This window comes from Rhodococcus sp. PvR099, assembly GCF_017833315.1.
GTDB classification, from domain to species: domain Bacteria; phylum Actinomycetota; class Actinomycetes; order Mycobacteriales; family Mycobacteriaceae; genus Rhodococcus_G; species Rhodococcus_G oryzae.
In genome coordinates, this window is the sequence record NZ_JAFIBV010000001.1 from 685,246 (window position 1) to 710,194 (window position 24,949).

Annotated in this window: 14 protein-coding genes and 6 tRNA genes; 13 read left to right on the plus strand and 7 right to left on the minus strand. The window is 70.0% G+C overall.

The features are described from left to right. Positions 1-43 precede the first annotated feature (43 nt). From JOE46_RS03170 to JOE46_RS03195, 6 genes are all read right to left on the minus strand, one after another. Positions 44-1,123, minus strand: coding sequence for a metallophosphoesterase (locus JOE46_RS03170; protein ID WP_209926201.1), 1,080 nt, complete (start codon positions 1,121-1,123; stop codon positions 44-46). A 159-nt stretch (positions 1,124-1,282) separates the two neighbouring features. Continuing rightward, positions 1,283-1,357: transfer RNA gene (locus tag JOE46_RS03175), tRNA-Val, on the minus strand. A 30-nt stretch (positions 1,358-1,387) separates the two neighbouring features. After that, positions 1,388-1,459: transfer RNA gene (locus tag JOE46_RS03180), tRNA-Gly, on the minus strand. A gap of 80 nt (positions 1,460-1,539) precedes the next feature. Continuing rightward, a tRNA-Val gene (locus JOE46_RS03185) sits at positions 1,540-1,611 on the minus strand. Position 1,612: 1 nt separating this feature from the next. Beyond that, positions 1,613-1,683: transfer RNA gene (locus JOE46_RS03190), tRNA-Cys, on the minus strand. A 24-nt stretch (positions 1,684-1,707) separates the two neighbouring features. Further along, positions 1,708-1,779 (minus strand) — tRNA-Gly (locus JOE46_RS03195). A 332-nt stretch (positions 1,780-2,111) separates the two neighbouring features. Here JOE46_RS03195 and JOE46_RS03200 point away from each other — a divergent pair. The 13 genes from JOE46_RS03200 to JOE46_RS03260 all read left to right on the plus strand — a co-directional run bounded on the left by JOE46_RS03200 (position 2,112) and on the right by JOE46_RS03260 (position 23,137). Continuing rightward, a tRNA-Val gene (locus tag JOE46_RS03200) sits at positions 2,112-2,183 on the plus strand. A 146-nt stretch (positions 2,184-2,329) separates the two neighbouring features. Beyond that, a complete protein-coding gene (locus JOE46_RS03205) occupies positions 2,330-12,928 on the plus strand; it encodes a type I polyketide synthase (RefSeq protein ID WP_209926213.1) in 10,599 nt (3,532 codons plus the stop codon). A gap of 65 nt (positions 12,929-12,993) precedes the next feature. Beyond that, positions 12,994-13,494 (plus strand): DNA-deoxyinosine glycosylase, encoded by a 501-nt coding sequence (locus tag JOE46_RS03210; RefSeq protein WP_097211315.1) that lies wholly within the window; start codon positions 12,994-12,996, stop codon positions 13,492-13,494. Between the two features lie 72 nt (positions 13,495-13,566). Continuing rightward, positions 13,567-13,944, plus strand: coding sequence for a TIGR02611 family protein (locus JOE46_RS03215; protein WP_097211353.1), 378 nt, complete (start codon positions 13,567-13,569; stop codon positions 13,942-13,944). Positions 13,945-13,952: 8 nt separating this feature from the next. Next, complete coding sequence (locus JOE46_RS03220) at positions 13,953-14,735, plus strand: (2Fe-2S)-binding protein (RefSeq protein WP_108168812.1); 783 nt, start codon at positions 13,953-13,955, stop codon at positions 14,733-14,735. An 89-nt stretch (positions 14,736-14,824) separates the two neighbouring features. Next, a complete protein-coding gene (gene thrS / locus JOE46_RS03225; protein ID WP_209928932.1) occupies positions 14,825-16,876 on the plus strand; it encodes a threonine--tRNA ligase in 2,052 nt (683 codons plus the stop codon). Then, positions 16,873-17,412 (plus strand): HIT domain-containing protein, encoded by a 540-nt coding sequence (locus JOE46_RS03230; RefSeq protein WP_027499599.1) that lies wholly within the window; start codon positions 16,873-16,875, stop codon positions 17,410-17,412. Before thrS ends, JOE46_RS03230 begins: the two co-directional genes overlap by 4 nt. 85 nt (positions 17,413-17,497) lie before the next feature. Next, positions 17,498-18,178: a phosphatidylinositol phosphate synthase gene (pgsA, locus tag JOE46_RS03235; protein WP_097211316.1), complete on the plus strand. Its 681-nt coding sequence runs from the start codon at positions 17,498-17,500 to the stop codon at positions 18,176-18,178. Beyond that, the gene (locus tag JOE46_RS03240) at positions 18,175-19,077 is read left to right on the plus strand and encodes a phosphatidylinositol mannoside acyltransferase (RefSeq protein WP_097211317.1); all 903 of its coding nucleotides are present in this window, start codon (positions 18,175-18,177) and stop codon (positions 19,075-19,077) included. The genes pgsA and JOE46_RS03240 overlap by 4 nt, the downstream gene beginning before the upstream one ends. Next, positions 19,074-20,204: a glycosyltransferase family 4 protein gene (locus tag JOE46_RS03245; RefSeq protein ID WP_097211318.1), complete on the plus strand. Its 1,131-nt coding sequence runs from the start codon at positions 19,074-19,076 to the stop codon at positions 20,202-20,204. Before JOE46_RS03240 ends, JOE46_RS03245 begins: the two co-directional genes overlap by 4 nt. Beyond that, positions 20,201-21,238 (plus strand): NUDIX domain-containing protein, encoded by a 1,038-nt coding sequence (locus JOE46_RS03250; protein ID WP_097211319.1) that lies wholly within the window; start codon positions 20,201-20,203, stop codon positions 21,236-21,238. Before JOE46_RS03245 ends, JOE46_RS03250 begins: the two co-directional genes overlap by 4 nt. Positions 21,239-21,316: 78 nt before the next feature. Next, entirely contained in the window at positions 21,317-22,219 is a 903-nt protein-coding gene (gene pdxS, locus JOE46_RS03255) for a pyridoxal 5'-phosphate synthase lyase subunit PdxS (RefSeq protein WP_077043643.1), read from the plus strand. Positions 22,220-22,318: 99 nt separating this feature from the next. Next, positions 22,319-23,137, plus strand: a complete 819-nt coding sequence (locus tag JOE46_RS03260; protein WP_097209946.1) for an acyl-CoA thioesterase II — start codon at positions 22,319-22,321, stop codon at positions 23,135-23,137. Here JOE46_RS03260 and JOE46_RS03265 read toward each other — a convergent pair. Next, the gene (locus tag JOE46_RS03265; protein ID WP_097209998.1) at positions 23,024-24,829 is read right to left on the minus strand and encodes an APC family permease; all 1,806 of its coding nucleotides are present in this window, start codon (positions 24,827-24,829) and stop codon (positions 23,024-23,026) included. The genes JOE46_RS03260 and JOE46_RS03265 overlap by 114 nt on opposite strands. Between the last annotated feature and the right edge of the window lie 120 nt (positions 24,830-24,949).

The following is a 24,949-nucleotide window of genomic DNA, read 5'->3' on the forward strand; positions in this document are numbered from 1 at the left end:
CCATTGTCCCTCCGGGTCGATCCGGAGGGGTACGCCTCGGTTGTTACAGGCGGCGGTTGAACACTTCCTTCGCCTTCGAGGTCGTGATGTCGACCGTGTAGACGCGGAGCGTGGCGGCGGTGGGCGAGAGGTCCATCACCATGAATCCGACGTCCGCGAAGTTCTCGAAGAGGCTCTTGTTCGTGGTGGAGCTGGCCTTGCCGCTGCTGGTCTTCCCTGCGGCGCCGGAGACGATCTGACGGGTGCCCTTGGACTCGACGGTCGGCTCGAGGACCTGCAGCGAGTGATCGTGTCCGGCGAGGAGGAACTGGCACCGCCCGAGGACGTGCTCCTCATAGAACTTCTTCGCGTCGGCGCCGTTCGCGGGCGGTACCGGCATCCCGTCGTACTTGCCCGCGTTGCCGTGGGATCCGTTGCTCAGATAGGGGTGGTGCGCGCAGGCGATCTTCCACTTGGCCGGTGACGCGGCGATCGCCGCGTCCAGCCACGCGCGCTGCTCGTTCATGAACTGCCCGTCCGCAGCCCAGTAGGGCGCGAGGATCGGGGGCAGCATGGCGGCGACCGGGTTCATGTCGAGGACGAAGAACTCGACCACAGGGTTCTTCTCGGGAATGCGGACCGAGTAATAGCGGCTGGGCATCCACCACCGCCGGGAGAGCGGGTGGTAGTCCACCTCTTCGTCGCCGCGCAACAGCCAGCCGCCGTCGCCGGGGAAGATCGCGCTGTTGTCGTGGTTGCCGAGTGCCATCACCCAGGGGAAGTCGAGGTCGTGGTTGGGGTCCTCGAACTTCGCCGCGAACTGGGTGTCGTTCTCGTTGGTCGGCCCCATCTCGTAGATGTTGTCGCCGAGGCCGAGCGCCATCGAGAAGGGCTCGCGACTGTGCAGATCGCGAATCGCGTCGGCCACCGCCCACTGTGCCTTGGTGCCGGTGCCCGCGTCCCCGGTGATCAGCACTCGGAGGTTGGTGTCCGCGGGGAACGGGAACTTGCCGGTGCCTGCGGCGGGCTTGGTGTCGGCGGCGGCCGCGATCCCGGGTGCCATCGCTGCCAGCGGCAGGGCGGCGCCCGCCGCGGCGGCGCCTGCCAGGAATCGGCGGCGATCGATCTGGTTGAACTCCATCACAGTCCTCGGGTCGCATCGTTCGGTGTCCGGACGAGCAAACCTTAATGTGAACGGTCGTTCAACTCGACAGGCTCGGCCGACTCGGTGTTCACCCGACGTTCACCCCGCCGCTGCCCCGAAACGACGAAAGCCCCGGCCGGTGGCCGGGGCTTTCGGTGCTGGTGCGCGATACTGGGATTGAACCAGTGACCTCTTCCGTGTCAGGGAAGCGCTCTCCCGCTGAGCTAATCGCGCGAGAAGCCGGAACCTGGTCCGGCCCAAACGAGCGGATGACGGGATTCGAACCCGCGACCCTCACCTTGGCAAGGTGATGCGCTACCACTGCGCTACATCCGCATTGTGCACTCCCGGACCCATTGTGTAGGTCCGACAGTGCGTGTACAGAAAAGGCACCCGTCCGGGTGCCTTTTCCTTCGTGCGCGATACTGGGATTGAACCAGTGACCTCTTCCGTGTCAGGGAAGCGCTCTCCCGCTGAGCTAATCGCGCGAGGTGGAGACGGGAATCGAACCCGTGTGCACGGCTTTGCAGGCCGTTGCCTCACCACTCGGCCACTCCACCGTCAAGGTCGAGTCCAACCTCGAGAGCGGATGACGGGATTCGAACCCGCGACCCTCACCTTGGCAAGGTGATGCGCTACCACTGCGCTACATCCGCATTGCACTTCCGGGGGCGGCGTTGCTGCCTCCGTGGTGCGAGATGAAACATTAGCCCACGGGGTGTGTAGTCACAAATCGCCAGTTCAGTGACGGAATCGGGGATCGAGTGCAGCGCATTGACTGCACTCTTGCCGCGCATAGACGGGGGTGGGCTCCTGTTTCCTTGCTGCCGTCAGGTCGGAGGATCGGGCGACAGAGAACAAGGGTTCGCCGGGAACAGGGACGTGGTTCGACGGGGATGGGGACGGGGTCGGACAGCGGTTTTTCACTTCCACGGAAGTCGTGTTAATGTTCCATCCCGTCCGGCCGCGAGAGTTCAACGCGCGGCTCGGTCCCGTGGCTCAGTGGGAGAGCGTCCGCTTCACACGCGGAAGGTCGCTGGTTCGATCCCAGCCGGGACCACAAGAAGAGCCCCCCTCATTCGAGGGGGGCTTTTTTGTGTTCTCGATGTACCTCGTGACCGGCAGACCGCTGCCTCCGAGAGGTGGTGACGGATACAATCGGTGTCCCGCGCTGATACGGGGGGCTCAGATTGGAGCTGATCTCGGATGGCCGATCAGGCGAAGCTCCTCGACTATCTGAAGCGGGTGACCGCAGATCTCTATCAGACGCGGGAGAAGCTTCGTGAGGCCGAGGGAGTCAGCCGCGAACCGATCGCTGTGATCGGGATGGGCTGCCGGTACCCGGGCGGGGTCCGGTCGCCGGAGGATCTGTGGCGCCTGGTCGAGTCGGGTACGGACACCGTCACCGGGTTCCCCGAGGACCGCGGCTGGGGGATCGCGGACCTCTACGATCCGAAGGCCGAGCAGTCCGGCAAGACCTACACGGTGCAGGGCAGCTTCCTGGACGATCCGGCCGGGTTCGATCCGGAGGTCTTCGGGATCTCGCCCCGCGAGGCGCTGGCCATGGACCCGCAGCAGCGTCTTCTCCTCGAAACGAGCTGGGAGACCTTCGAAAACGCAGGCATCGATCCGCGGTCGGTGCACGGTGCCCAGGTTGGTGTCTTCACCGGGCTGTCCGGTATCGACTACGCGGCGCGGGCAGGCGGGGCGCCGCCGGAGGACCTCGAGGGCTACTTCATCACCGGGAACGCCATGAGCGTCGCCTCCGGACGCGTGGCGTACAGCTTCGGCCTGTGTGGACCCGCGATCACCGTCGACACCGCGTGCTCCTCGTCCCTGGTGTCCATCCACCTCGCGATGCAGGCGCTGCGCAGCGGTGAGTGCGAACTGGCGCTCGCGGGCGGGGCGACGGTCATGGCGACACCAGCGGTGTTCGTGGAGTTCAGTCGCCAGCGCGGACTGGCAAGGGACGGGCGGTGCAAGGCCTTCTCCGCCGCCGCGGACGGTACGGCCTGGGGTGAGGGCTCGGGAATCGTCGCGCTGGAACGACTGTCCGACGCGGAGCGCAACGGTCGCCGGATACTGGCCGTCATCCGTGGCAGTGCGGTGAACCAGGACGGTGCCAGCAACGGCCTGACAGCTCCGAACAAGCAGGCACAGGAGCGGGTGATCCGGCAGGCCCTGGACAGTGCCGGGTTCGGCCCGGCCGATGTCGACGCGGTCGAGGCGCACGGCACCGGAACCACGCTGGGCGATCCGATCGAGGCGTCCGCCCTGCTGGCCGCCTACGGCCGCGATCGGCCCGCCGACCGGCCGCTGTGGCTCGGCTCGGTGAAGTCGAATCTCGGGCACACCCAGGCGGCCGCTGGTGTGGCCGGGGTGATCAAGATGATCATGGCGATGCGTCACGGTGTCCTGCCGAAGACGCTGCACGTCGACCGGCCGACCCCGCACGTCGACTGGTCCGCCGGTTCGGTGTCCCTGCTCACCGAGAACCGCGACTGGCCGGAGGCCGATCGGCCCCGACGCGCGGCAGTGTCCTCGTTCGGCATCAGCGGCACCAACGCGCACGTCGTGCTGGAGCAGCCACCGTCCGTCTCGCCGTCACCCGACGAATCGGCCGTTCCCGAAGGCGAGGTCGTGGCCTGGTTCGTATCGGGCCACACCGAACCCGCGCTGCGCGCCCAGGCCGAGCGGTTGCGCGAGTACGTCGTCGGCCATCCCGAACTGACGCCGGCCGAGGTGGCCGGGGCGTTGCTGGGTTCGCGCGCCGCCTTCGACCACCGCGCCGCCGTGATCGGCGCGGAGCCCTCGGGCCTGCTGGCCGGGCTCGACGCGCTCGGCCGGGGCGCACCCAGCCCCGATGCGGTCACCGGCCTGGCCATGGAAGCAGGGGACCGGCCGGTGTTCGTCTTCCCGGGTCAGGGTGCGCAGTGGGTGGGCATGGCCGAGGAACTGCTCGAGTCGTCGCCGGTATTCGCCGACAGCGTGCGCGAATGCGCCGACGCGCTCGCGCCGTACACGAAGTTCTCCCTGCTCGACGTGCTCCGCGACCGCGATCCGTCCTCGCTGGACCGGGTCGATGTCGTGCAACCCGCGCTGTTCGCGGTGATGGTCGCCCTCACCCAACTGTGGCGCGCACACGGCGTCGAACCGGCGGCCGTGGTCGGACATTCGCAGGGCGAGATCGCCGCAGCCTGCGTCGCGGGTGCGCTGAGCCTGTCCGACGCGGCGCTGGTGGTCGCCGCGCGGAGCAGTGTGATCGCCGCGTCGGCGCGACGCGGCGGCGGGATGGCCTCGGTGGCACTGCCCGCCGACGCGGTGCGGGCGAAGATCGAACCGTGGGCGGGCGCCGTCGAGGTGGCGGCGATGAACGGTCCCTCCGCGACGGTGGTGTCCGGGCCCGTCGAAGCCCTCGACATCCTGGTGGGGCAGTTGCAGGGCGAGGGCGTCCAGGCCAGGCGGATCGCGGTGGAGTACGCCTCGCACTGCGCGGATGTGTCGGTGTTGCGGGATCCGATCCTCGACGCACTTGCCTCGATCACGCCCCGCCGGTCGCGGATCCCGTTCTATTCGACGGTGACCGGTGGCGCGCTGGACGGCTCCGCACTCGACGCGGACTACTGGTACCGGAATCTCCGGCGCCCCGTCCGGTTCGAGCAGGCGACCAGAGCGCTGGCCGCGGATGGTTATCGATTGTTCATCGAGTCGTGCAGCCATCCCATCCTCACTGTGCCGTTGCAGGAGACCCTCGACGCGGCGGGTGTCGCGGGGCGAACCATCGGCACCCTGCGGCGCGACCGCGCCGGCCTGCGCCAGTTCACCGCCGCGCTCGCCGAGGCGCAGGTGTCCGGGGTGCACATCGACTGGGACCGAGTCGACTGGGCCCGGCGTGACGATCGGCAGCGGTGGGTGGACCTGCCCACGTATGCCTTCCAGCACCGTCGCTATTGGCTGGACAGTCCCGCGCCGCACGGTGATGTCGCGTCGACGGGCATGGACACCGGCGGACACCCGATGCTCGCCGCGTCGGTCGAGCTCGGAGACGACCGGGGCGTGGTGTTCACGGGCTTGCTCTCCCCGCAACGCCTTCCGTGGCTGCGCGATCATGCGGTGAACGGAACGGTCATTCTGCCCGGCACCGCATTCGTGGAGCTGGCCCTCCACGCGGGGAACCGCGTCGCGCGCGGCGGGCTCGAGGACCTCGCGATCGAAGCGCCCCTGCTGATCCAGGACGAGGGTGAGGTGGCGGTGCAGGTGAGCGTCCTCGCCGATGGCGACGGCGGCCGCTCCACGGTGGCGGTGCACTCCCGGCCCGCGGATGCGTCGGGGGAGACCCCGTGGACCAGGCACGCCACCGGCACGCTCACCGCGGCCGTCGGCTCCGCGGACTCCGACGAACAGCAGTGGCCGCCTGCCGATGTCACGCCGATCGATGTCGGGGGGCTATACGGAGTGCTCGACGAGGCCGGCTACGGGTACGGCCCGAGCTTCCGTGGCCTGCGGGCGGCGTGGCGCCGCGGCGACGAGCTGTACGGCGAGGTGAGTCTGGGCGGCGAGGACCCGGCCGAGGCGGTCGCGGGATATGGGATCCACCCGGCCGTGCTCGACGCGGCGCTGCACGTGATCGCGCTCGGGAGCGCGGCGTCCGGCGAGAGCGGTGTCCGGCTGCCCTTCGCCTGGGGCGCGGTGCAGTTGCACGCCGTCGGCGCCACCGCTCTGCGTGTGCACGTCACGTCGATCGGTCCCGAGCGGTACCGGGTATCGGCGTTCGACGTGGCCGGTAAACCCGTGCTGACCGTGGATTCGCTGGCGCTGCGGCCGCTCGGGGACACCCGACTCCCCGCCGCCGGTGCAGGCGAGAACCTCTACCGGGTGGAGTGGATGCCGGTGGGTGCGGCCGCGGCGGCCGGGGCGGAGCTGGTGCCGCTCGCGGAGGCACTGGCGGGCGGCGACCAGTCCGGTCGCGTGCTGCGGCTGGACTGCGAGCCGGGCGGGGAGTCCGACGTGCCGGCCCGGGCGCACGCCGCCGCGGAGGCAGCTTTGGCCGCGGTCCAGTCCTGGCTCCGCGAGGACCGGCTGGCGCAGACCCGCCTGCTCGTCACCACCCGGCTCGGGGTTGGCGTGCGCGACGGCGAACCGATCGACGACGTGTCGGCCGCACCCGCCTGGGGGCTGATCGGCGCGGTGCAGCACGAGTTCCCGGACCGCATCTGCCTGGTGGACCTGGATGCGGCGGCGGGTGAACCCGCCGATCCCGCGCTGCTGGCAATGGCATTGGCCTGCAACGAACCCCAGCTGGCGATCCGGGACGGCGTGCTGCTGGCGCCCATGCTCGCCGCGGAGACGCCCGTCAGTGCAAGTGCCGCACTCGCTGCGGAGCCGGCCCCCTTCGGTCCGGAGGGCACGGTCCTCATCACGGGTGGCACCGGGACCATCGGCAGGCTGATCGCCCGCCACCTCGTCGCGCGGTACGGGGTGCGCAGGCTGGTGTTGACCGGCAGGCACGCGCAGGGCGCCGACAGCGCGGCCGAACTGCGAGCCGATGTCGCCGAGTCGGGGACCGAGATCCGCCTGGTCGCCTGCGACGTGGCCGACCGCGCCGCGATCGCCGCCCTGCTCGCAGACATCCCCGACCTGTCCGGTGTGATCCACGCGGCCGGGGTGCTCGAGGATGCCACCGCGGCCACCGTGACCCGAGACCAGTTGCACGAGGTCATGCGTCCCAAGGTGGACGGTGCCTGGCACCTGCACGAGCTCACCCGCGACCACGACCTGTCGGCCTTCGTACTGTTCTCCTCGGCGGCGGGTGTGCTCGGCGGCGCGGGCCAGGCGAACTATGCGGCCGCGAACGTCTTCCTCGACGCACTGGCGCAACACCGTCGCGCCCGCGGGCTGCAGGCGATCTCCATGGCCTGGGGGCTGTGGGACCGGCCGAGCGGGATGACCTCCCACCTGAACGCGGCAGACCTGGACCGGTTGCAGCGCTCCGGCATCGACACCATCAGCCCGGAGTCGGGGTTGGCCCTGTTCGATGCGGCCCTGGCCGTGAACCGGCCGCTGATCGTGCCGATCCGTCTCTCGACGCGACCCTCCCGTTCCGATGCCGAGTCCCTGCCGCCGATCCTGCGTCGCGTCCTCGGGATCCGTCGCCGGGTCGCCGCCGCCGAATCACCCACCGGCCTGGCCGACGAGCTGCGGGCACTCGACCCCGGCGAGCGACACAGCCGGGTCGTCGACCTCGTCACCACCCACGTGGCAGCGGTGCTCGGCCACGACAGCAAGGAGGCGATCGACCCGGAACGGGCCTTCAAGCAGCTCGGCTTCGACTCGCTGACCGCCGTGCAACTGCGCAACCAGCTCGCGACCGCCACCGGCGTCGGACTCGCCGCGACGGTGGTGTTCGACCATCCCACCGCCGATGCGCTCGCACAGGAGCTCGTGGCCCGCCTGCTCGGGTCGGATGCGGCACCGCAGCCGACCCGGCCTGCGCGCACTCGCAGGGGCGAGGACCCGATCGCGATCGTCGGGATGGCCTGCAGGTATCCGGGCCGGGTGTACAGCCCTGACGACCTCTGGCAACTCGTGCGAGAGGGCCACGACACGGTGGGCGCGTACCCCGACAACCGCGGCTGGAACCTCGCCGAGGTCTACCACCCCGACCCGGAGCGCGCAGGCACCACCTACATGAGCCAGGGCGGATTCCTCTACGACGCAGACGAGTTCGACGCCGCGTTCTTCGGCATCAGCCCCCGCGAGGCGATCGCGATGGACCCCCAGCACCGGCTGCTCCTGGAGAGCGCCTGGGAAGCGTTGGAACGGGCGGGGATCCAGCCGAACGGACCGGGACTCACCGACACCGGCGTGTACGTGGGGCTGATGGGCGGCGACTACGGCTTCCACCTGATGAGCAGGCGCAACGTCGATGCCGAGGGCTATCTGATGACCGGCACCAGCAACAGCGTTGCCTCCGGCCGGATCTCGTACTCTCTCGGCTTCACCGGGCCCGCCGTCACGGTGGACACCGCCTGCTCGTCCTCGCTGGTGGCCATGCACCTCGCGGCGCGGGCACTGCGCGACGGTGAATGCGCGCTCGCGTTGGCAGGCGGGGCGACGGTGATGTCCACACCCGGGGTTCTGATCGAGTTCAGCCGCCAGCGCGGCCTCGCCTCCGACGGCAGGTGCAAGCCCTTCTCCGACCGGGCTGACGGCACCGGGCTCAGCGAGGGCGCGGGCATGGTGGTGCTGGAACGGCTGAGCGACGCCGAACGCAACGGCCACCGGGTGCTGGCGATCATCCGCGGATCGGCGATCAACCAGGACGGGGCGTCCAACGGGATCACCGCACCGAACGGGCCGTCCCAGGAGCGGGTGATCCGCCAGGCGCTGGCCGATGCCGCGCTCGCACCCACCGACATCGACGCCGTCGAGGCCCACGGCACCGGCACGACGCTCGGCGACCCGATCGAGGCGCAGGCGCTGCTGGCCGCCTACGGGCAGGACCGCGAGGGCAGGCCACTGTGGCTCGGCTCGGTGAAGTCGAACATCGGCCATGCCCAGGCCGCGGCGGGAGTCGCGGGCGTGATCAAGATGGTGATGGCGATGCGGCACGGGGTGCTGCCGCCGAGCCTGCACGGCGACGCCCCGACCCGGCACGTCGACTGGACCGCGGGAGAGGTCTCGCTGCTCGCCGACGCTGTTTCATGGCCGGAGACCGGGCGGCCCCGTCGCGCGGCGGTCTCGTCGTTCGGCATCAGCGGCACCAACGCGCACCTGATCCTCGAACAGCCACCCGACCTCCCGACGCCCGATCCCTCGCCGCGGTCGGCCACGCCGCTGGCCTGGGTGATCTCCGGAAAGACCGGCGACGCGCTGCGGGCGCAGGCAGCGCGGTTGGCGGAGTTCCTCGACAACGCGGAAGATCTCCCCGATCCTGCCGACCTCGCCTACTCCCTGGCCACCACCCGATCCGGCTTCGCCCACCGCGCCGCGGTGATCGGCGAGACGTTCGCCGACCTGCGCGACGGCCTGGCCCGCATCGTGGAGGGACGACCGGGCGGCAACGTCATCGACGGGACCAGCGTCCGCGGCAAGACGGCCTTCATGTTCACCGGACAGGGCGCGCAACGGATCGGGATGGGCCGTGGCCTCTACGAGGCCTACCCGGTGTTCGCGGAGGCACTGGACGAGGTCTGTGCCGCACTCGACGAGCATGTGGAAGTCCCGGTGCGGGAGGTGATCTGGGACGACGCCGAGGGCGGCGCCGCCAAGCTCGACAGCACCGAGTACACCCAGCCGGCCCTGTTCGCCGTCGAGGTCGCGCTCTATCGGCTGCTGCGGGACTGGGGAATCACCCCGGACTACCTGATCGGCCATTCGATCGGAGAGATCACGGCGGCGTACGTCGCGGGAGTGTTCAGCCTGCCCGACGCCGCCGCCCTGGTGGGCGAGCGCGGACGCTTGATGCAATCGACGAAGCCGGGCGCGATGATCGCCGTCCGTGCCCGGGCCGAGGACGTGCTCGCACGGATCGACGACCGGGTCGATCTGGCGGCCGTCAACGGTGCCGAATCGGTGGTGCTCGCGGGCGGTGAACGCGATCTGGACACCATCGCATCCGAATTGTCCGCCGCAGGCCTGAAAACAACGAGCCTGCGGGTCGAGCGGGCCTTCCATTCCACCCTGATGGATCCCATCCTCGACGAGTTCGCTTCCGTGGTGTCGAGGCTGACGCCGCAGCCGCCGACCGTGCCGGTCATCTCCAACGTCACCGGTCGCGTCGCCACCGCAGAGGAACTCGTGTCACCGGACTACTGGACGCAGCACATCCGGCAATCGGTGCGCTTCCACGACGGCATTCGCGCCCTCGACGAGCTCGGGGTCACCCGCCTCGTCGAAGTCGGCCCTGGCGCGACCCTGACCGCGCTCGCCGCGGAGGTGGTCCCCAACGCGATCGCCACGCTGCCCGGACGCGGAGACGAGGCGAACGGGGTCATCGCGGCGGTCGCGGCGGCCTACGTGCAGGGCATCCCGGTCGACTGGGATCGGGTACTGCCCGGGCGTCGCCGGGTCGACCTGCCCACCTACGCATTCCAGCGTCGTTCCTTCTGGCCCTCGACGTCGATGCGGAGCACCGGCGATCCGACGGAGCTGGGGCTCGGCTCCGCGGATCATCCGCTGCTCGGCGCGGCGGTGAGCCTCGATGACGGCGCGCTGATGTTCACCGGACAGCTCTCGCTGCCGCGCGATTCGTGGCTCGTGCCGCCGCCGGTCGATGACGGTGAGGCGCCGTCGCCGGACGCACCGCAGCCGGTCTCGAGCGCGGTGCTGGTCGAACTCACGCTGCATGCGGCCCACCACATCGGTCTCGACCACATCGACGAGCTGACGCTGCACCAGCCGCTGACCCTCCCGTCGCCGGGGCAGGCATCGATCAGGGTGCTCGTGTCCCCGATCGACGCAACCGGTGGTCGCACCGTCACCATCTCGTCGAACGCGGCCGAGGCCGACAGCCCCGATGCCTGGGTCCGGAACGCCTCCGCGACGATCGACGACGTCGTGGGGCCCGCCGCCGCTGCCGCGCAACAGGTTCCGGGCGACGCCGAGGTCGAGGTGCGCCTGGAGGAAGGCACCGACGCGACCGGCTACGGCATTCATCCGGAGCTGTTGGAGGCCGCGCTCGAGCCGATCCTCGGGTGGGACGGCTGGCCGGTGACCTGGTCGGGAATCCGCCTGCACACCGTCGGAGCGGAAGCGGTGTCGGTGCGGTCCGAGGCGAGCGAGGACGGGCGATATCGCGTCGCCCTCGCCGACCCCCGAGGCGATCCCGTGCTGACCGTCGACGCACTGCGGGTGGTGCCGAGAGCTGTCGACGGGTCGGGTGCGGGTGGCAGGGCGACCCCGCCGCTGCACCGGCTGACCTGGATTCCGGTCGAGGGCCCCTCGTCGGAGCCGGCACCGGGACCGGTGGTGGTCCTCGGCTCCGGGTGGCCGGGCGAGCAGGGCGACGGTTCGGCTTTTCCCCACCATCGCGACCTGGCGGCGTTGCGAACCGCGATGGAGTCCGTCCCCGACGACGGCGACCGGGTCCCCTGGACGGTGCTGGTCGGATGCGGAACCGGGGGCGAGCACGGTCCGGACGCGACCCACGAACTGTGCGCCCGGGTGCTGGACCTGCTGCAGGAGTGGCTGGACGATGACCTCGTCGCCGACAGCAGGCTGGTGATCGTGACCCGCAATGCGATGGTCACCGACGACGGGCAGGACCCGGACGCGGGCGCCGACCTCGCGGCCGCGGCGGTGTGGGGCCTCGTGGGGTCCGCACAGAACGAGAATCCGGACCGGTTCGTCCTGGTCGACCTCGACGACGCGTCGGATGCCGAAACCGCGATCATGTCGGCAGCGGCGAGCGGGGAACCCCAATCGGCGGCCAGGAACGGCGCCCTGCTGGCGCCCCGGTTGCGGCGCGCGCCGGCCGTCGAGACATCGACGCCGTTCGACCCGGACGGCACCGTTCTCGTCACCGGCGGCACCGGCACCCTGGGGTCGCTGGTGGCCCGGCACCTGGTCGCCGCCCACGGGGCGCGGAATCTGGTGCTGACCAGCAGGCGCGGACCCGACGCCGAGGGTTGCGACCGGCTGCGTCGCGAACTGGCCGATCTGGGCACCGAGGTGAGCATCCTCGCCTGCGACACCTCCGATGAGTCGGCCCTCGCGGCGCTGCTGGCGGGGATACCGCAGGAGCACCCGCTGACCGCGGTGATCCACGTGGCAGGCGTGATCGACGACGCAACCCTTGGCTCATTGACCCCCGAGCGGCTCGACGCGGTGCTGCGGCCGAAGGTCGACGCGGCCTGGCATCTGCACCGGTTGACCGCGACATCCGGGGTGCGGGCCTTCGTGCTGTTCTCCTCGCTGGCCGGTGTCCTCGGCGCGCCGGGACAGGCGAACTACGCGGCGGCGAACATGTACCTCGATGCCCTGGCCCGGCACCGCCACGCCCTCGGTCTTCCCGCGGTGTCGATCGCGTGGGGCATGTGGGCACCGCCGAGCACCATGACCGACAACCTCGGGGCGATCGATCTGGCCCGGGCCCGCCGCAGTGGCATGGTTCCGATGACCGCTGAAGACGGCCTGGCCCTCTTCGACGACGCGCTGGCCGCCGGTGTTCCGGCCGTGGCCGCCGCCCGGTTCGACCTCTCCTGGTCGGCAGGGGCTTACGTGCCTGCCCCGCTGCGCGGCCTCATCCGGGAACCGCGCAGGCGTGCCGCGGGGTCGGGCTCGGCCGGATCGAGCGGATCCGCGCCGTCCGATTGGGCGCTGCGACTGGCCGACCTGTCGATACCCGAACAGCGGCACCTGATGCTCGAACTGGTACGGGCCGGAGCCGCCACGGTGCTCGGCCACGACGCCGCGGACTCGGTCGACGCCGACCAGGCGTTCAAGGAACTCGGCTTCGACTCGCTCGCCGCCGTGGCGCTCCGCAACCACCTCGGTGCGGCGACGGGGCTGCGGTTGCCGCCCACCATGGTGTTCGACCACCCGAGTTCCAGGGCCGTCGCCGAGTTCCTGCGCGCGGAGCTCGTTCCGGATCCGGTGTCGGTGGCCTTCGCCGACGTCGACCGGCTTCGCGCGACCATCGCCGAGCTCGGGGACGACGGCGAGGCCCGGGCGGCGCTCGCGAAGCGCCTGGCCACCCTGTTGGCCGAGGTCGGCGCGGGCGAGGGTGCGCACGCTGACGCGGTCGACAAGATCCACGCGGCGACCAGCGAGGAGATCCTCGACCTGATCGATCGCGGCCTGTGACTCTGCGCCGGTGAAGGACACCGGCCCCTTTTTCTCGTGCCCATGTTGGGGTGTAATGGACGCTCATGACCGTCGTCCACAGCTTTCCCGCCGTACTCGACGACCGCGCCGACACCCTGATCCTCGGGTCGATGCCGGGTATCCCGTCGCTGGCCGCGGGCATGTACTACGCGAATCCGCGCAACAGCTTCTGGCCGATCATGGGCGAGCTCTTCGACGCGGGCCCCCGGCAGACGTACGTGCAGCGGCTGCGGCGGCTCCAGGACGAGGGCATCGCGCTGTGGGACGTGCTGAAGCTGTGCAGGCGGGAGGGCAGCCTCGACTCGAGCATCGACCCCGATTCCGAGGTGGCCAACGACTTCGCTGCCCTGTTCGAGCGTCACCCCCGGATCGGCCGGGTCTTCTTCAACGGGGCCAAGGCCGAGCATGCGTACCGGCGCGCCGTCGTCGCGCGCGGCCTGCACCCGGAGTCGGTCGCCATGGCACGGCTGCCGTCGACGAGTCCGGCGAACGCGGGCACCCCGGTGGCGGACAAGCTCGAGGCGTGGCGGGCGGTCGCCAGGTAGCTCGACGGACCAGCGCGCCGCGGCCCGCCCGTCGGTACTGTTGGCCGCGTGGTGACGACTGAGAACCGGTGGATGCGCCTGCGGCGGGATATCGCGGGAAACACCGCACTGAACCTGGCCTACCGGATCTGCGTCGGCGTCGTCGGCACCGTGGTTCTCGTCGTCGGCATCATCACCATTCCGTACCCCGGTCCTGGTTGGTTGATCGTGTTCGCCGGGCTCGGCATCCTCGCCTCGGAGTTCGCGTGGGCGCACCGCCTGCTCCGGTTCGCGCGGGAGCGCTACGACCGGTTCATGGCGTGGTTCGTCCGCCAGTCGATCGTGGTGAAGGCGCTCTCCGCGTTGCTGACGTGCGCCATCGTGATCGGAACCCTGTGGGTGCTGGGAACTCTGGGGCTGATCGCGGGGTGGGTTGGCATCGAGCACCCGCTCCTGGAGAGCCCGCTCTAGCCGTGGTGATGGATCCCGAACTCGGCCAGGCCTACGAGCGAGCGGTCGCGGCGATCCCGTCGTTGAGGGACGCGACCGTACCCGCGCCGGGCGCGGTGGAACACGCAGGCAACGTCCTGGTGGACCGCGATTGGCTGGCCGCCCGGATCGATGACACCGCGCGGCGCTGGGCCTGCGAGGACGTCCGCGTCTCTGCGACGCTGTGGTGGTACTCGGCGAGCTCGACGCTGCTGTCGGTGCCCGCCTCGATGCTGCTGGCGACGGGCCTCGCGCCCGACCCGGCCCTGGACGGGCTGACCTGTACGTTGCGGCCGGACGGGTACCTGGGGACCATTCGTTCCGAGGCAGGCATCCGCGACGACGAGGTACTGGCCGAGCGGCTCGTCGCCGCGCTCGCCCCGATCATCGCGGCGCTGAGCGAACTCAGTGGTGCGGGCGTGCGCTCGCTGTGGGCGATCGCGACGGACTCGTTGGGCAACCGTGCGCTGGACGCGGGTACCGCGCTTGGCAGCCCGGTGCTCGGCAGCGCGCTGGCGGTGCGGTTGGCCGACCTGATCGGCACCGAGATGCCGCGCCCCCGGTTCGTCGACGTCGGCCGCGGGGGAGTGGCCGGAGCGGACCCCCTTGCCGTGCCTGTACCGGGCTCCAGGCGGGTGATCCGCAGGTCGTCCTGCTGCCTGATCTACGAGACGGAGCCCGATCCGGCCGCCGCCGAGGGCGTCAAGTGCACCAGCTGTCCCCGTCAGCAGCCGTCGGTGCGCGCGGCGCGGCTCGGCGCGCTGCTCGGGTGACAGGTCCGTCCGATCCGCGTGCCGATAGCATGAGGTCTCACCGAGCAGCCGTCTTCGAGTCGGCGCAGAACATCGAGGAGCACATCGCCGTGACCACGCCCGCATCCGCAGTCTCAGCCGCCCACGTCCGGGTGCCCGCGGGGACTACCGCCGGTACGGCGGTTCGGGAGGCGGGGCTCACCGGCAAGGGTGCCGACGCCATCGTCGTGGTCCGCGACGCGGAGGGCCAGCTCAAGGACCTGTCCTGGATTCCCGAGGAGGACGCACTGGTCGAGCCCGTCGCGGCCGACTCGGACGACGGCCGCACCGTGATCCGGCACTCCGCCGCCCACGTGCTCGCCCAGGCCGTGCAGTCGGAGTTCCCGAACGCCAAGCTCGGCATCGGCCCGCCGATCAAGGACGGCTTCTACTACGACTTCCGGGTCGACGAGCCGTTCACCCCCGAGGACCTGACCCGCCTCGAGAAGAAGATGAAGCAGATCATCAAGGGCTCGCAACGCTTTTCGCGGCGTGTGGTCGAGAACATCGAGGACGCCCGCGTCGAGTTGGCGAACGAGCCGTTCAAGCTCGAACTGATCGACGACAAGTCGGGCATCGACGACCCCGAGGTGATGGAGGTCGGCGGCAACGAGCTGACCATCTATGACAACCTCGACCCGAGGACCGGCGAGAAGGTGTGGGGCGACCTGTGCCGCGGCCCGCACATCCCCACCACCAAGCACATCCCCGCCTTCAAGCTGACCCGCAGCTCGGCCGCGTACTGGCGCGGCGACCAGAACCGCGAGGACCTCCAGCGCATCTACGGCACCGCATGGGAGTCGTCGGAGGCGCTCGACAAGCACATGGAGCTGATCGCGGAGGCCGAGCGTCGCGACCATCGCAAGCTGGGTGCGGAGCTCGACCTGTTCAGCTTCCCCGACGAGCTCGGCTCGGGCCTGCCGGTGTTCCACCCCAGGGGCGGCATCATCCGCACCGAGATGGAGGACTACTCCCGCAAGCGCCACGTCGAGGAGGGGTACGAGTTCGTCAACACCCCGCACATCACGAAGGGCCACCTGTACGAGGTGTCGGGTCACCTCGATTGGTACCGCGACGGGATGTTCCCGGCGATGCACATCGACGAAGAGCTGAACGAGGACGGCACCGTGCGCAAGCCGGGCCAGGACTACTACCTCAAGCCGATGAACTGCCCGATGCACAACCTGATCTTCCGTTCCCGCGGGCGTTCCTACCGGGAGCTGCCGCTGCGTCTGTTCGAGTTCGGCTCCGTCTACCGCTACGAGAAGTCGGGCGTCGTGCACGGCCTGACCCGCGTGCGGGGCATGACGCAGGACGACGCGCACATCTACTGCACCCGTGAGCAGATGCGCGACGAGCTGGCGACCACGCTGGACTTCGTGCTCGGTCTGCTCAAGGACTACGGCCTCGACGACTTCTACCTCGAGCTGTCGACCAAGAACCCGGACAAGTTCGTCGGCGACGACGCGGTCTGGGAGGAGGCGACCAATACCCTCGCCGAGGTGGCCCAGGCGTCCGGGCTGACCCTGGTGCCAGACCCGGGCGGCGCCGCGTTCTACGGCCCGAAGATCTCGGTGCAGGTTCAGGATGCGCTCGGTCGCACCTGGCAGATGTCCACCATCCAGCTCGACTTCAACCTGCCGAACCTGTTCGACCTCGAGTACACCGGATCCGACGGCGCCAAGCACCAGCCGGTGATGATCCACCGTGCCCTGTTCGGGTCGATCGAGCGGTTCTTCGGCGTGCTCACCGAGCACTACGCGGGCGCGTTCCCGGCGTGGCTGGCGCCCGTGCAGGTCGTCGGCATCCCCGTCGCCGAGGCCTTCGAGGAGCACCTGTTCGACGTGGTGGCCAAGCTCAAGGCCGCCGGAGTCCGGGCCGAGGTGGACGTCAGTGACGACCGGATGCAGAAGAAGATCCGGAACCACACCACGCAGAAGGTGCCGTTCATGCTGCTCGCGGGCGAGCGGGACGTGGAGGCGGGCGCCGTCAGCTTCCGTTTCCGCGACGGCACCCAGATCAACGGCATCGCGGTGGCGGACGCCGTCGAGGCGATCACCGGATGGATCGCGCGGCGCGAGAACGCCTCGCCCACAGCCGAACTGCTCGGAGGCCTCGGATGAGCGACGAGGGCTCGGTCGTCGACACCGGCCCCGGTGATCCGGACCGGCTGCAGCGACTCTGGTCGCCGCACCGGATGTCTTATATCGCCGAGGCGCCGAAGGTCACGACCCCGGGCGAGGGACCGTTCACCGACATCCCGAAGATGAGCGACGAGGAAGGGTTGATCGTCGCCCGCGGCGAGCACGTCTACGCGGTGCTCAACCTGTACCCCTACAACCCCGGCCACATGATGGTGGTGCCCTACCGTCGCGTCGCCGCGCTCGAGGACCTCACCCCCGAGGAGTCGGCCGAGTTGATGGCGTTCACGCAGCAGGCGATCCGCGTGATCAAGCGGGTCTCGCGTCCGGACGGCTTCAATGTTGGGCTGAACTTGGGCGCCGCGGCCGGCGGTTCGCTGGCCGAGCACCTGCACCAGCACATCGTCCCGCGCTGGGGCGGCGACGCGAACTTCATCACCGTCGTCGGTGGGGCGAAGGTGATGCCCCAGCTCCTGCGCGAGACCAGGGCGCTGCTCTCGGCAGCCTGGAACGCGTGAGCCGTATCGCCTGCGTCATGGCAGGATCGTTGACGAGATCAACTCGAAATCGGGTCTCTTCCAGCACAGGAACGGGGGTCGACAGGTGCTGAGCGTTCTCGGGCGCGCCGCGGTGTCGAAGGTGATCGCGCCGGTGGGTAAGGCCTTGGTCGCGGTCGGGCTGTCCCCGGACGTCGTGACCGTGTTCGGCACGACGGCCAGCGTGGTGGCTGCTGTCACCCTGTTCCCTTCGGGGCACCTGTTCTGGGGCGCGATCGTGATCGCCGCGTTCGTCCTGTTCGACCTCGTGGACGGCGCCATGGCGCGCGAACGCGGCGGCGGAACCCGGTACGGGGCTGTGCTGGACGCGACCTGTGACCGGATCGCCGACGGCGCGATTTTCGCCGGCCTGGCCTGGTGGGCGGTGTACCACGAGAACAGCAGGTCGCTGCTGGTGGCGACCCTGATCTGTCTGGTCACCTCGCAGGTCATCTCGTACGCCAAGGCTCGCGCCGAGGCGAGCGGACTGTCCGCGGAGGGTGGCCTCATCGAACGGTCGGACCGCCTGGTGATCATCCTTCTCGGCTCCGGCCTGACCGGCCTCGCGGGACACTTCGGCATCGACTGGCTCGAATGGGCCGTCTACGTGGCGATGTGGCTGCTGGCGGTGGCGAGCATAGTCACCGTGTTCCAGCGGGTGCTGCAGGTACGCAACGCCCCTGGCGCCCGGGATCCGCTGCCGATGAAGACCGGCACCGCGGAGAGCGGAGAGGCGCCGACGACGTGAGCTGGACCGAACGGGCAAGCGACCTCGGCTACGCCGCCGGCTGGCGGTTGGTCCGCGCGCTGCCGGAAGGCGCAGCAGAGTCGCTGTTCAACTGGGGCGCGGATCGGGCGGCCCGCCGCGGCGGCCCGGATCAACTGCGCCGCAACCTGGCACGTGTACTCGGGGTACCCGCCGCGGAGGTGCCGGACGAGCTGATCCGGGACTCGCTGCGCTCCTATGCGCGCTACTGGCGTGAGGCCTTCCGGCTCCCCGCGATGGATCAGCATGAGCTCGGCGGGCGTCTCGATTCCCTGGTGCACGGTCAGGAACACCTGAACAAGGCGATGGCCGACGGCAAGGGCGTGGTGCTGGCCCTGCCGCACAGTGGCAACTGGGACATGGCGGGCGTGTGGGCCGTGCAGCACTGGGGCACGGTGACAACCGTCGCCGAGCGGCTCAAGCCGGAGTCGCTGTACCTGCGGTTTCTCGAGTACCGGGAGAGTCTCGGCTTCGAGATCTTCCCGCTCAGCGGCGGCGAGCGCCCACCGTTCGAGCAGCTTGCCGAGCGGCTGCGCGAGAACCGGCTGGTGTGTCTGTTGGGGGAGCGCGACCTCGCCAAACACGGTGTGCCCGTGACGTTCTTCGGCGAGCCGACCCGGATGCCCGCAGGCCCGGCCAAGCTCGCGATCGAGACCGGCGCCGCGCTGCTGCCGGTGCACTGCTACTTCGAGGGCGACGGCTGGGGCTTCCAGGTCGATCCGCCGGTGGACACCTCCGGTGGGGTGGCCGCGGCCACCCAGGCCCTTGCCGACCGCTTCGCCGCCAACATCGCGGACCACCCGGCCGACTGGCACATGCTCCAGCCGCTGTGGCTCGCCGACCTGTCCGAGGGCCGGCTGGCGCGGATGGAATCGCCATGAGGATCGGGATGGTCTGTCCCTATTCGTTCGACGTGCCGGGCGGGGTGCAGGCCCACGTCGTCGAGTTGGCATCGGTGCTCATCGAGCGGGGACACAAGGTCAGCGTGCTGGCGCCCGCCTCGGAGGGCACCGAGCTCCCCGACTTCGTGGTCTCGGCCGGCCGGGCGGTCGCGATCCCGTACAACGGCTCGGTGGCCCGGTTGAGTTTCGGCCCCGTCTCCTATGCACGGGTCCGGCGGTGGATCGTCGACAACGATTTCGACGTGCTGCACATCCACGAGCCGAACGCGCCGAGCCTGTCGATGCTGGCGATGAAGATCGCCGAGGGCCCGATCGTCGCGACCTTCCACACCTCGACCACGAAGTCGTTGGTGCTGAGCACCTTCCAGGGCGTGCTCGCGCCGTACCTGGAGAAGATCAGCGGCCGCATCGCCGTCTCCGAACTGGCGAGGCGTTGGCAGATGGAGTCGCTCGGCTCGGATGCCGTCGAGATCCCCAATGGCGTCGACGTGCCCGCGTTCGCGAATGCGGACCCGCTGCCCGGGTACCCGCGCGCGGGCGGCACCGTGCTGTTCCTCGGTCGCTACGACGAGTCGCGCAAGGGCATGGCGGTGCTGCTCGAGGCGCTGCCGGAGCTCGTTGCCAAGCACCCCGACCTGGAGATCCTGGTCGTCGGCCGGGGGGACGAGGACAGGCTGCGCAAGGACGCAGGCAGGTTTGCCGGGCATCTGCGGCTGCTGGGTCAGGTCACCGACGCGGAGAAGGCCTCGGCGCTGCGCAGCGCGGACGTCTACTGCGCGCCGAACCTGGGCGGCGAGAGTTTCGGCATCGTGCTCGTGGAGGCGATGGCGGCGGGCACGGCGGTGGTGGCCAGCGAGCTGGACGCTTTCCGTCGGGTGCTACGCGACGGCACCGCCGGAATGCTGGTGCCGGTCGGCGATTCGGCCGCGCTGTCCACCGCGATCGATTCGGTGCTCAGTGACCCGGATCGCCGTCGCGCACTGGTCGGCACCGCCACCGAGGTGGTGGCCGAGTATGACTGGCCGGTGGTCGCGGAGCAGATCCTGCGCGTCTACGAGACGGTGACGGTCGGCGGCAGCGGCGTCGGCGTTGAGGTCCGCTCGTGACCTTCTCGGCGACCTCGATCCTCATCCTCGCGCTGATCGCCGCGGTGATCATCACGATCGGTGTGTGGGCGTACGGCACCGCCAACCGGCTCGACCGATTGCACGTGCGCTCCGACCTGTCCTGGCAGGCGCTCGACTCCTCGCTCGCGCGCCGGTCGGTGGTGGCCCGTGCAGTGGGCGCCGCGCTCGCGCCCGGTGGAGACGCCCGGGTACCGGACGGAAAAGCCCTGGCGGCGTTGGCGATCAAGGCCGAGCGGGCCGATCGCGGACACCGCGAGACCGAGGAGAACGCGCTGTCCGTGGCGCTGGCATCGGTGCCTGCCGAGGCGCTGCCGCCCCAGCTGGTGGCGGAGCTGGCCGATGCCGAGGCCCGGGTGCTGATCGCCCGCCGCTTCCACAACGACGCGGTGCGCGACACCCTCGCGCTGCGGACCCGGCGACCGGTGCGCTGGCTGCACCTCGGCGGCACCGCCCCGCTGCCCACCTACTTCGAGATCGCCGAGCGCACCGCCCCGGTGGTGGGCGCCGGTATGAACGTGGACGAGACGCGGACGTCCTCCCGCGTGGTGCTGCTCGACGAGAAGGGCCGGGTGCTGCTGCTGCGCGGGCACGACCCGCAGGTGCCCGACGTCTACTTCTGGTTCACCATCGGCGGCGCCGTCGAGATGGGGGAGACCCTGCGGGCGGCCGCCGTCCGGGAGATCGCCGAGGAGACCGGGCTGTCGGTGGACGAGGCGGTGTTGCGCGGGCCGATGTGGCGCCGGGTCGCGGTGTTCCCCTACGACGGCGAGCTGATCCGCTCAGAGGAGCTGTTCTTCGCGTTGCAGACCACCGAGTTCACCCCCACGCGCAGCGGCTTCACCGACCTCGAACGGCGTGCGATCACCGGTCACCGCTGGTGCAGCCCGAGCGATATCCGGGAGATCGCCGCGACCGGCGAGGTGGTGTACCCGGAGGAGCTGCCGGACCTCCTGGAGGAGGCGAATGTCGTGGTCGCAAGGCTGGTCGAACCCGAGGTCCGATCGATTCGCTGACCGGCCGACCGGCAGAAACCCGCATCGTCCTAGAATTGAACGAGTTCCCCTGACAGGTCACTACCGATGGAGTATGCCGTGAGCACCCCTGATACCGCCCCGACCACCGGCACGGCCCGCGTCAAGCGCGGCATGGCCGAGATGCTCAAGGGCGGGGTCATCATGGACGTCGTCAACGCAGAGCAGGCGAAGATCGCCGAGGACGCGGGTGCGGTGGCGGTCATGGCCCTCGAGCGTGTGCCCGCGGACATCCGCGCGCAGGGCGGCGTGTCCCGGATGAGCGACCCGGACATGATCGACGGCATCATCTCTGCCGTGTCCATCCCGGTGATGGCCAAGGCTCGGATCGGCCACTTCGTGGAGGCTCAGATCCTGCAGTCCCTCGGTGTCGACTACATCGACGAGTCCGAGGTGTTGACCCCGGCGGACTACGCCAACCACATCGACAAGTGGAAGTTCACCGTGCCGTTCGTGTGCGGTGCCACCAACCTGGGTGAGGCGCTGCGTCGAATCACCGAGGGCGCGGCCATGATCCGTTCGAAGGGCGAGGCAGGCACCGGCGATGTCTCCAACGCCACCACGCACATGCGGACCATCCTCGGTGAGATCCGTCGTCTCGGTTCGCTGAGCGAGGACGAGCTGTACGTGGCGGCCAAGGAGCTGCAGGCGCCGTACGACCTGGTGGTCGAGGTGGCCAAGGAGGGCAAGCTGCCTGTCACGATGTTCACCGCGGGTGGCATCGCCACCCCGGCGGACGCGGCGATGATGATGCAGCTGGGCGCGGAGGGTGTGTTCGTCGGTTCGGGCATCTTCAAGTCCGGCAACCCGGCCGAGCGTGCGGCCGCGATCGTCAAGGCCACCACCTTCTTCGACGACCCGGATGTGCTGGCGAAGGTCTCCCGCGGCCTGGGTGAGGCGATGGTCGGCATCAACGTCGACGATCTGCCGGTCGCGCACCGCCTCGCCGAGCGCGGCTGGTGATCGGCGGCGCTTGATCGCCTGAATTCTCGACGCGGCCCCGCATCCCTGATGCGGGGCCGCGTCGTTGCTAGCGTGAGCACCGGTCGAAAGGGGTACGCCATGTCGTCCATCGAAGAGATCCTGGAACTCGAACGGCTGGAGAAGGACATCTTCCGCGGCATCGTCGCGGACACGATGCTGACCCGTACGTTCGGCGGTCAGGTGGCGGGCCAGGCCCTGGTCTCCGCGGTCCGAACGGTCGACGAGCGGTACCGCGTGCACTCCCTGCACGGTTACTTCCTGCGGCCGGGAAACCCGACCATCCCCACCGTCTTCCTCGTCGACCGGATCCGGGACGGCCGATCGTTCTGCACCCGCCGGGTCACCGGGGTTCAGGACGGTCAGGCGATCTTCACCATGTCCGCCTCATTCCACTTGGGCGACATCGGGATCGAGCACGAGGACGAGATGCCCCCGGTCCCGAACCCGGAGGACCTGCCCGACACCTCGGAGATGATGAGCGAGGAACTGTCGTGGGAGTTCCGGGAGTGGGCCGACTGGGATCTGCGATTCGTGCCCGAGGACAAGGTGACTCGGCGCAGGGGCGTGCCCGCGCAGCAGCAGGTCTGGTTCCGGTACCGCCGCACGCTCCCCGAGGACCCCGTCTTCCATGTCTGCACCCTCGCCTACATGAGCGACATGACGTTGCTCGGTTCGGCGAAGGTGCCGCACCCCGACGAGGACATCCAGCAGGCCTCGCTCGACCACGCGCTGTGGTTCATGCGGCCCTTCCGTGCCGACGAGTGGCTGCTCTACGACCAGTCGTCACCGTCTGCGGGGTTCGGCCGGGCGCTGACCCAGGGCCGGATCTTCGATCGCAGCGGGAACCTGGTCGCGGCGGTGGTCCAGGAGGGGCTGACCCGGTTGCTGCGGGACTGATCGGCCGACCCGGAGCCGCACCCGGCAGACCACGGCGTCGGTATAGCGGCGCAGTGCCCGGTCCAGCTCGTCGCCGCGGTGGTTCGGCAGGATCCGCCGCCACCCGGATCCCGGCTCCACCTCGGCGATCACCACGACCACCCGGCGGTCCGCGAGCCTGTCCGTGATGTAGCGGGTCAAGGTCGGCGCGAGCCCGCCGTCGGCTCCGTCGAGCAGGATGAGCCTGACGCCGGGGTGCCAGGCCTCCCATGCCTTGGTGAAGGCGCGTGGCGATTCGCCGCTCGGGCACACCCGGACCGCGATGACATCGGTGCCAACGGACAGGCCCGCGCAGATCGCCTCCCGGCTCAGCTCGGAGACCTCGGCCACCGGAACGAGGACGACGGTGCCCTGTGCGGCCGGCGCGGCGGGCACCTCGCCGAGGTGCAGTCGGTCGCCGATGGCCGCGTAGGCCGCCCGCACCCGCTCCATCAGGAACACGATCAGGGGCAGTGCCACCACGATGAGCCAGGCGCCTTCGGTGAACTTCATCGCGGTCGTGACGAGCGCCGCGACGGCGGTCAGGGTGGCACCTAAGCCGTTGAGGCTGGCGCGCCACCGCCAGCCGGGCACCCGGGTCAGCAGCCAGTGCCGGACGAGTCCGGCCTGGGCGATGGTGAACCCGACGAACACGCCGATGGCGAACAGCGGCACCAGAGCGTTCATGCTGCCGCCCGAACCGATCAGCAGGGCGCCCGCGAACACGCCCAGTGCCAGCACGCCGTGCCGGTACACCTCACGAGCGGATCGCAGCGCGAACCGATGGGGCAGGCAGTTGTCGTCGGCGAGCAGGCGGGCCAGCGTCGGCAGGCCGCCGTAGGAGGTGTTCGCGGCCAGCGCGAGCAGGACAACGGTGGCGAATTGCACCACGTAGTAACCGATCCCGTGTCCGAGTGACGCCTCGGTCAGCTGTGAGAGCACGGTGGTCCCCTCGACCGGGTGCAGCGCGAACTTTCCGATGAGGACGGCGAGTCCGATCAGCATGCTGCCGAGCAGGATTCCGAGCGCGACCTCGGCGCGTTGTGCGTTCTTCACCCGCGGCTCACGGAAACTGGGCACCGCGTTCGCGATGGCCTCCACTCCGGTGAGGGCCGCGCATCCGCTGGAGAATGCCTTGAGCAGCAACAGGACCCCGACGGTGTGGACATCTGCGGCGACGGCGGTGCCCTCGGTGACGCTCAGCGGCTCCGAACGCAGCAGCCCGGCGATGATCACGGTGAAGATGCTGAGCACGAATACCGCGGTCGGGATCATGAATGCCCTGGCGCTGTCCGCGATCCCGCGCAGGTTCAGCGCCGTGATCCCGACCAGGATGGCCAGGCAGATCCAGACGGTGTGGGGGAGCAGGACCGGGAACGCGGAGGTGAGGGCGGCGACGCCCGCGGCGATGGAGACCGCGACGTTGAGGATGTAGTCGATCACCAGGGAGGCCGCGGCGACGAGCCCGGTGCGGCGCCCCAGCCGGGCTCGGGCGACGGCATACGCGCCGCCACCGTTCGGAAAGGCCGCGATGAGTTGGCGGTAGGACGCGACGAGCACCGCGAGCAGGGCGGCGATCGCGAGGGTGACGGGCAGCGTGAAGCCCAGCCCGGTGCCGCCCGCGACCGCGAGGACGAGAACGATCGCCTCGGGGCCATACGACACCGACGCCATGGCGTCGAGGGAGAGTCCGGCCAGGCCGGTGGAGACCGAGAGCTTGTGTCGATCGGTCTTTCGCTGGGGGCGTCCGGTGCGGGGTGCCCGTATGAGCAGTGCGGTGGTCACCGAGCGAGT

Coding starts and splice junctions, on each gene's coding strand:
- JOE46_RS03205 (WP_209926213.1), top strand. CDS start 2,330: ATGGCCGATCAGGCGAAGCTCCTCGACTATCTGAAGCGGGTGACCGCA.
- JOE46_RS03210 (WP_097211315.1), top strand. CDS start 12,994: ATGACCGTCGTCCACAGCTTTCCCGCCGTACTCGACGACCGCGCCGAC.
- JOE46_RS03215 (WP_097211353.1), top strand. CDS start 13,567: ATGCGCCTGCGGCGGGATATCGCGGGAAACACCGCACTGAACCTGGCC.
- JOE46_RS03220 (WP_108168812.1), top strand. CDS start 13,953: ATGGATCCCGAACTCGGCCAGGCCTACGAGCGAGCGGTCGCGGCGATC.
- JOE46_RS03230 (WP_027499599.1), top strand. CDS start 16,873: ATGAGCGACGAGGGCTCGGTCGTCGACACCGGCCCCGGTGATCCGGAC.
- JOE46_RS03245 (WP_097211318.1), top strand. CDS start 19,074: ATGAGGATCGGGATGGTCTGTCCCTATTCGTTCGACGTGCCGGGCGGG.
- JOE46_RS03260 (WP_097209946.1), top strand. CDS start 22,319: ATGTCGTCCATCGAAGAGATCCTGGAACTCGAACGGCTGGAGAAGGAC.
- JOE46_RS03265 (WP_097209998.1), bottom strand. CDS start 24,829: ATGGCGTCGGTGTCGTATGGCCCCGAGGCGATCGTTCTCGTCCTCGCG.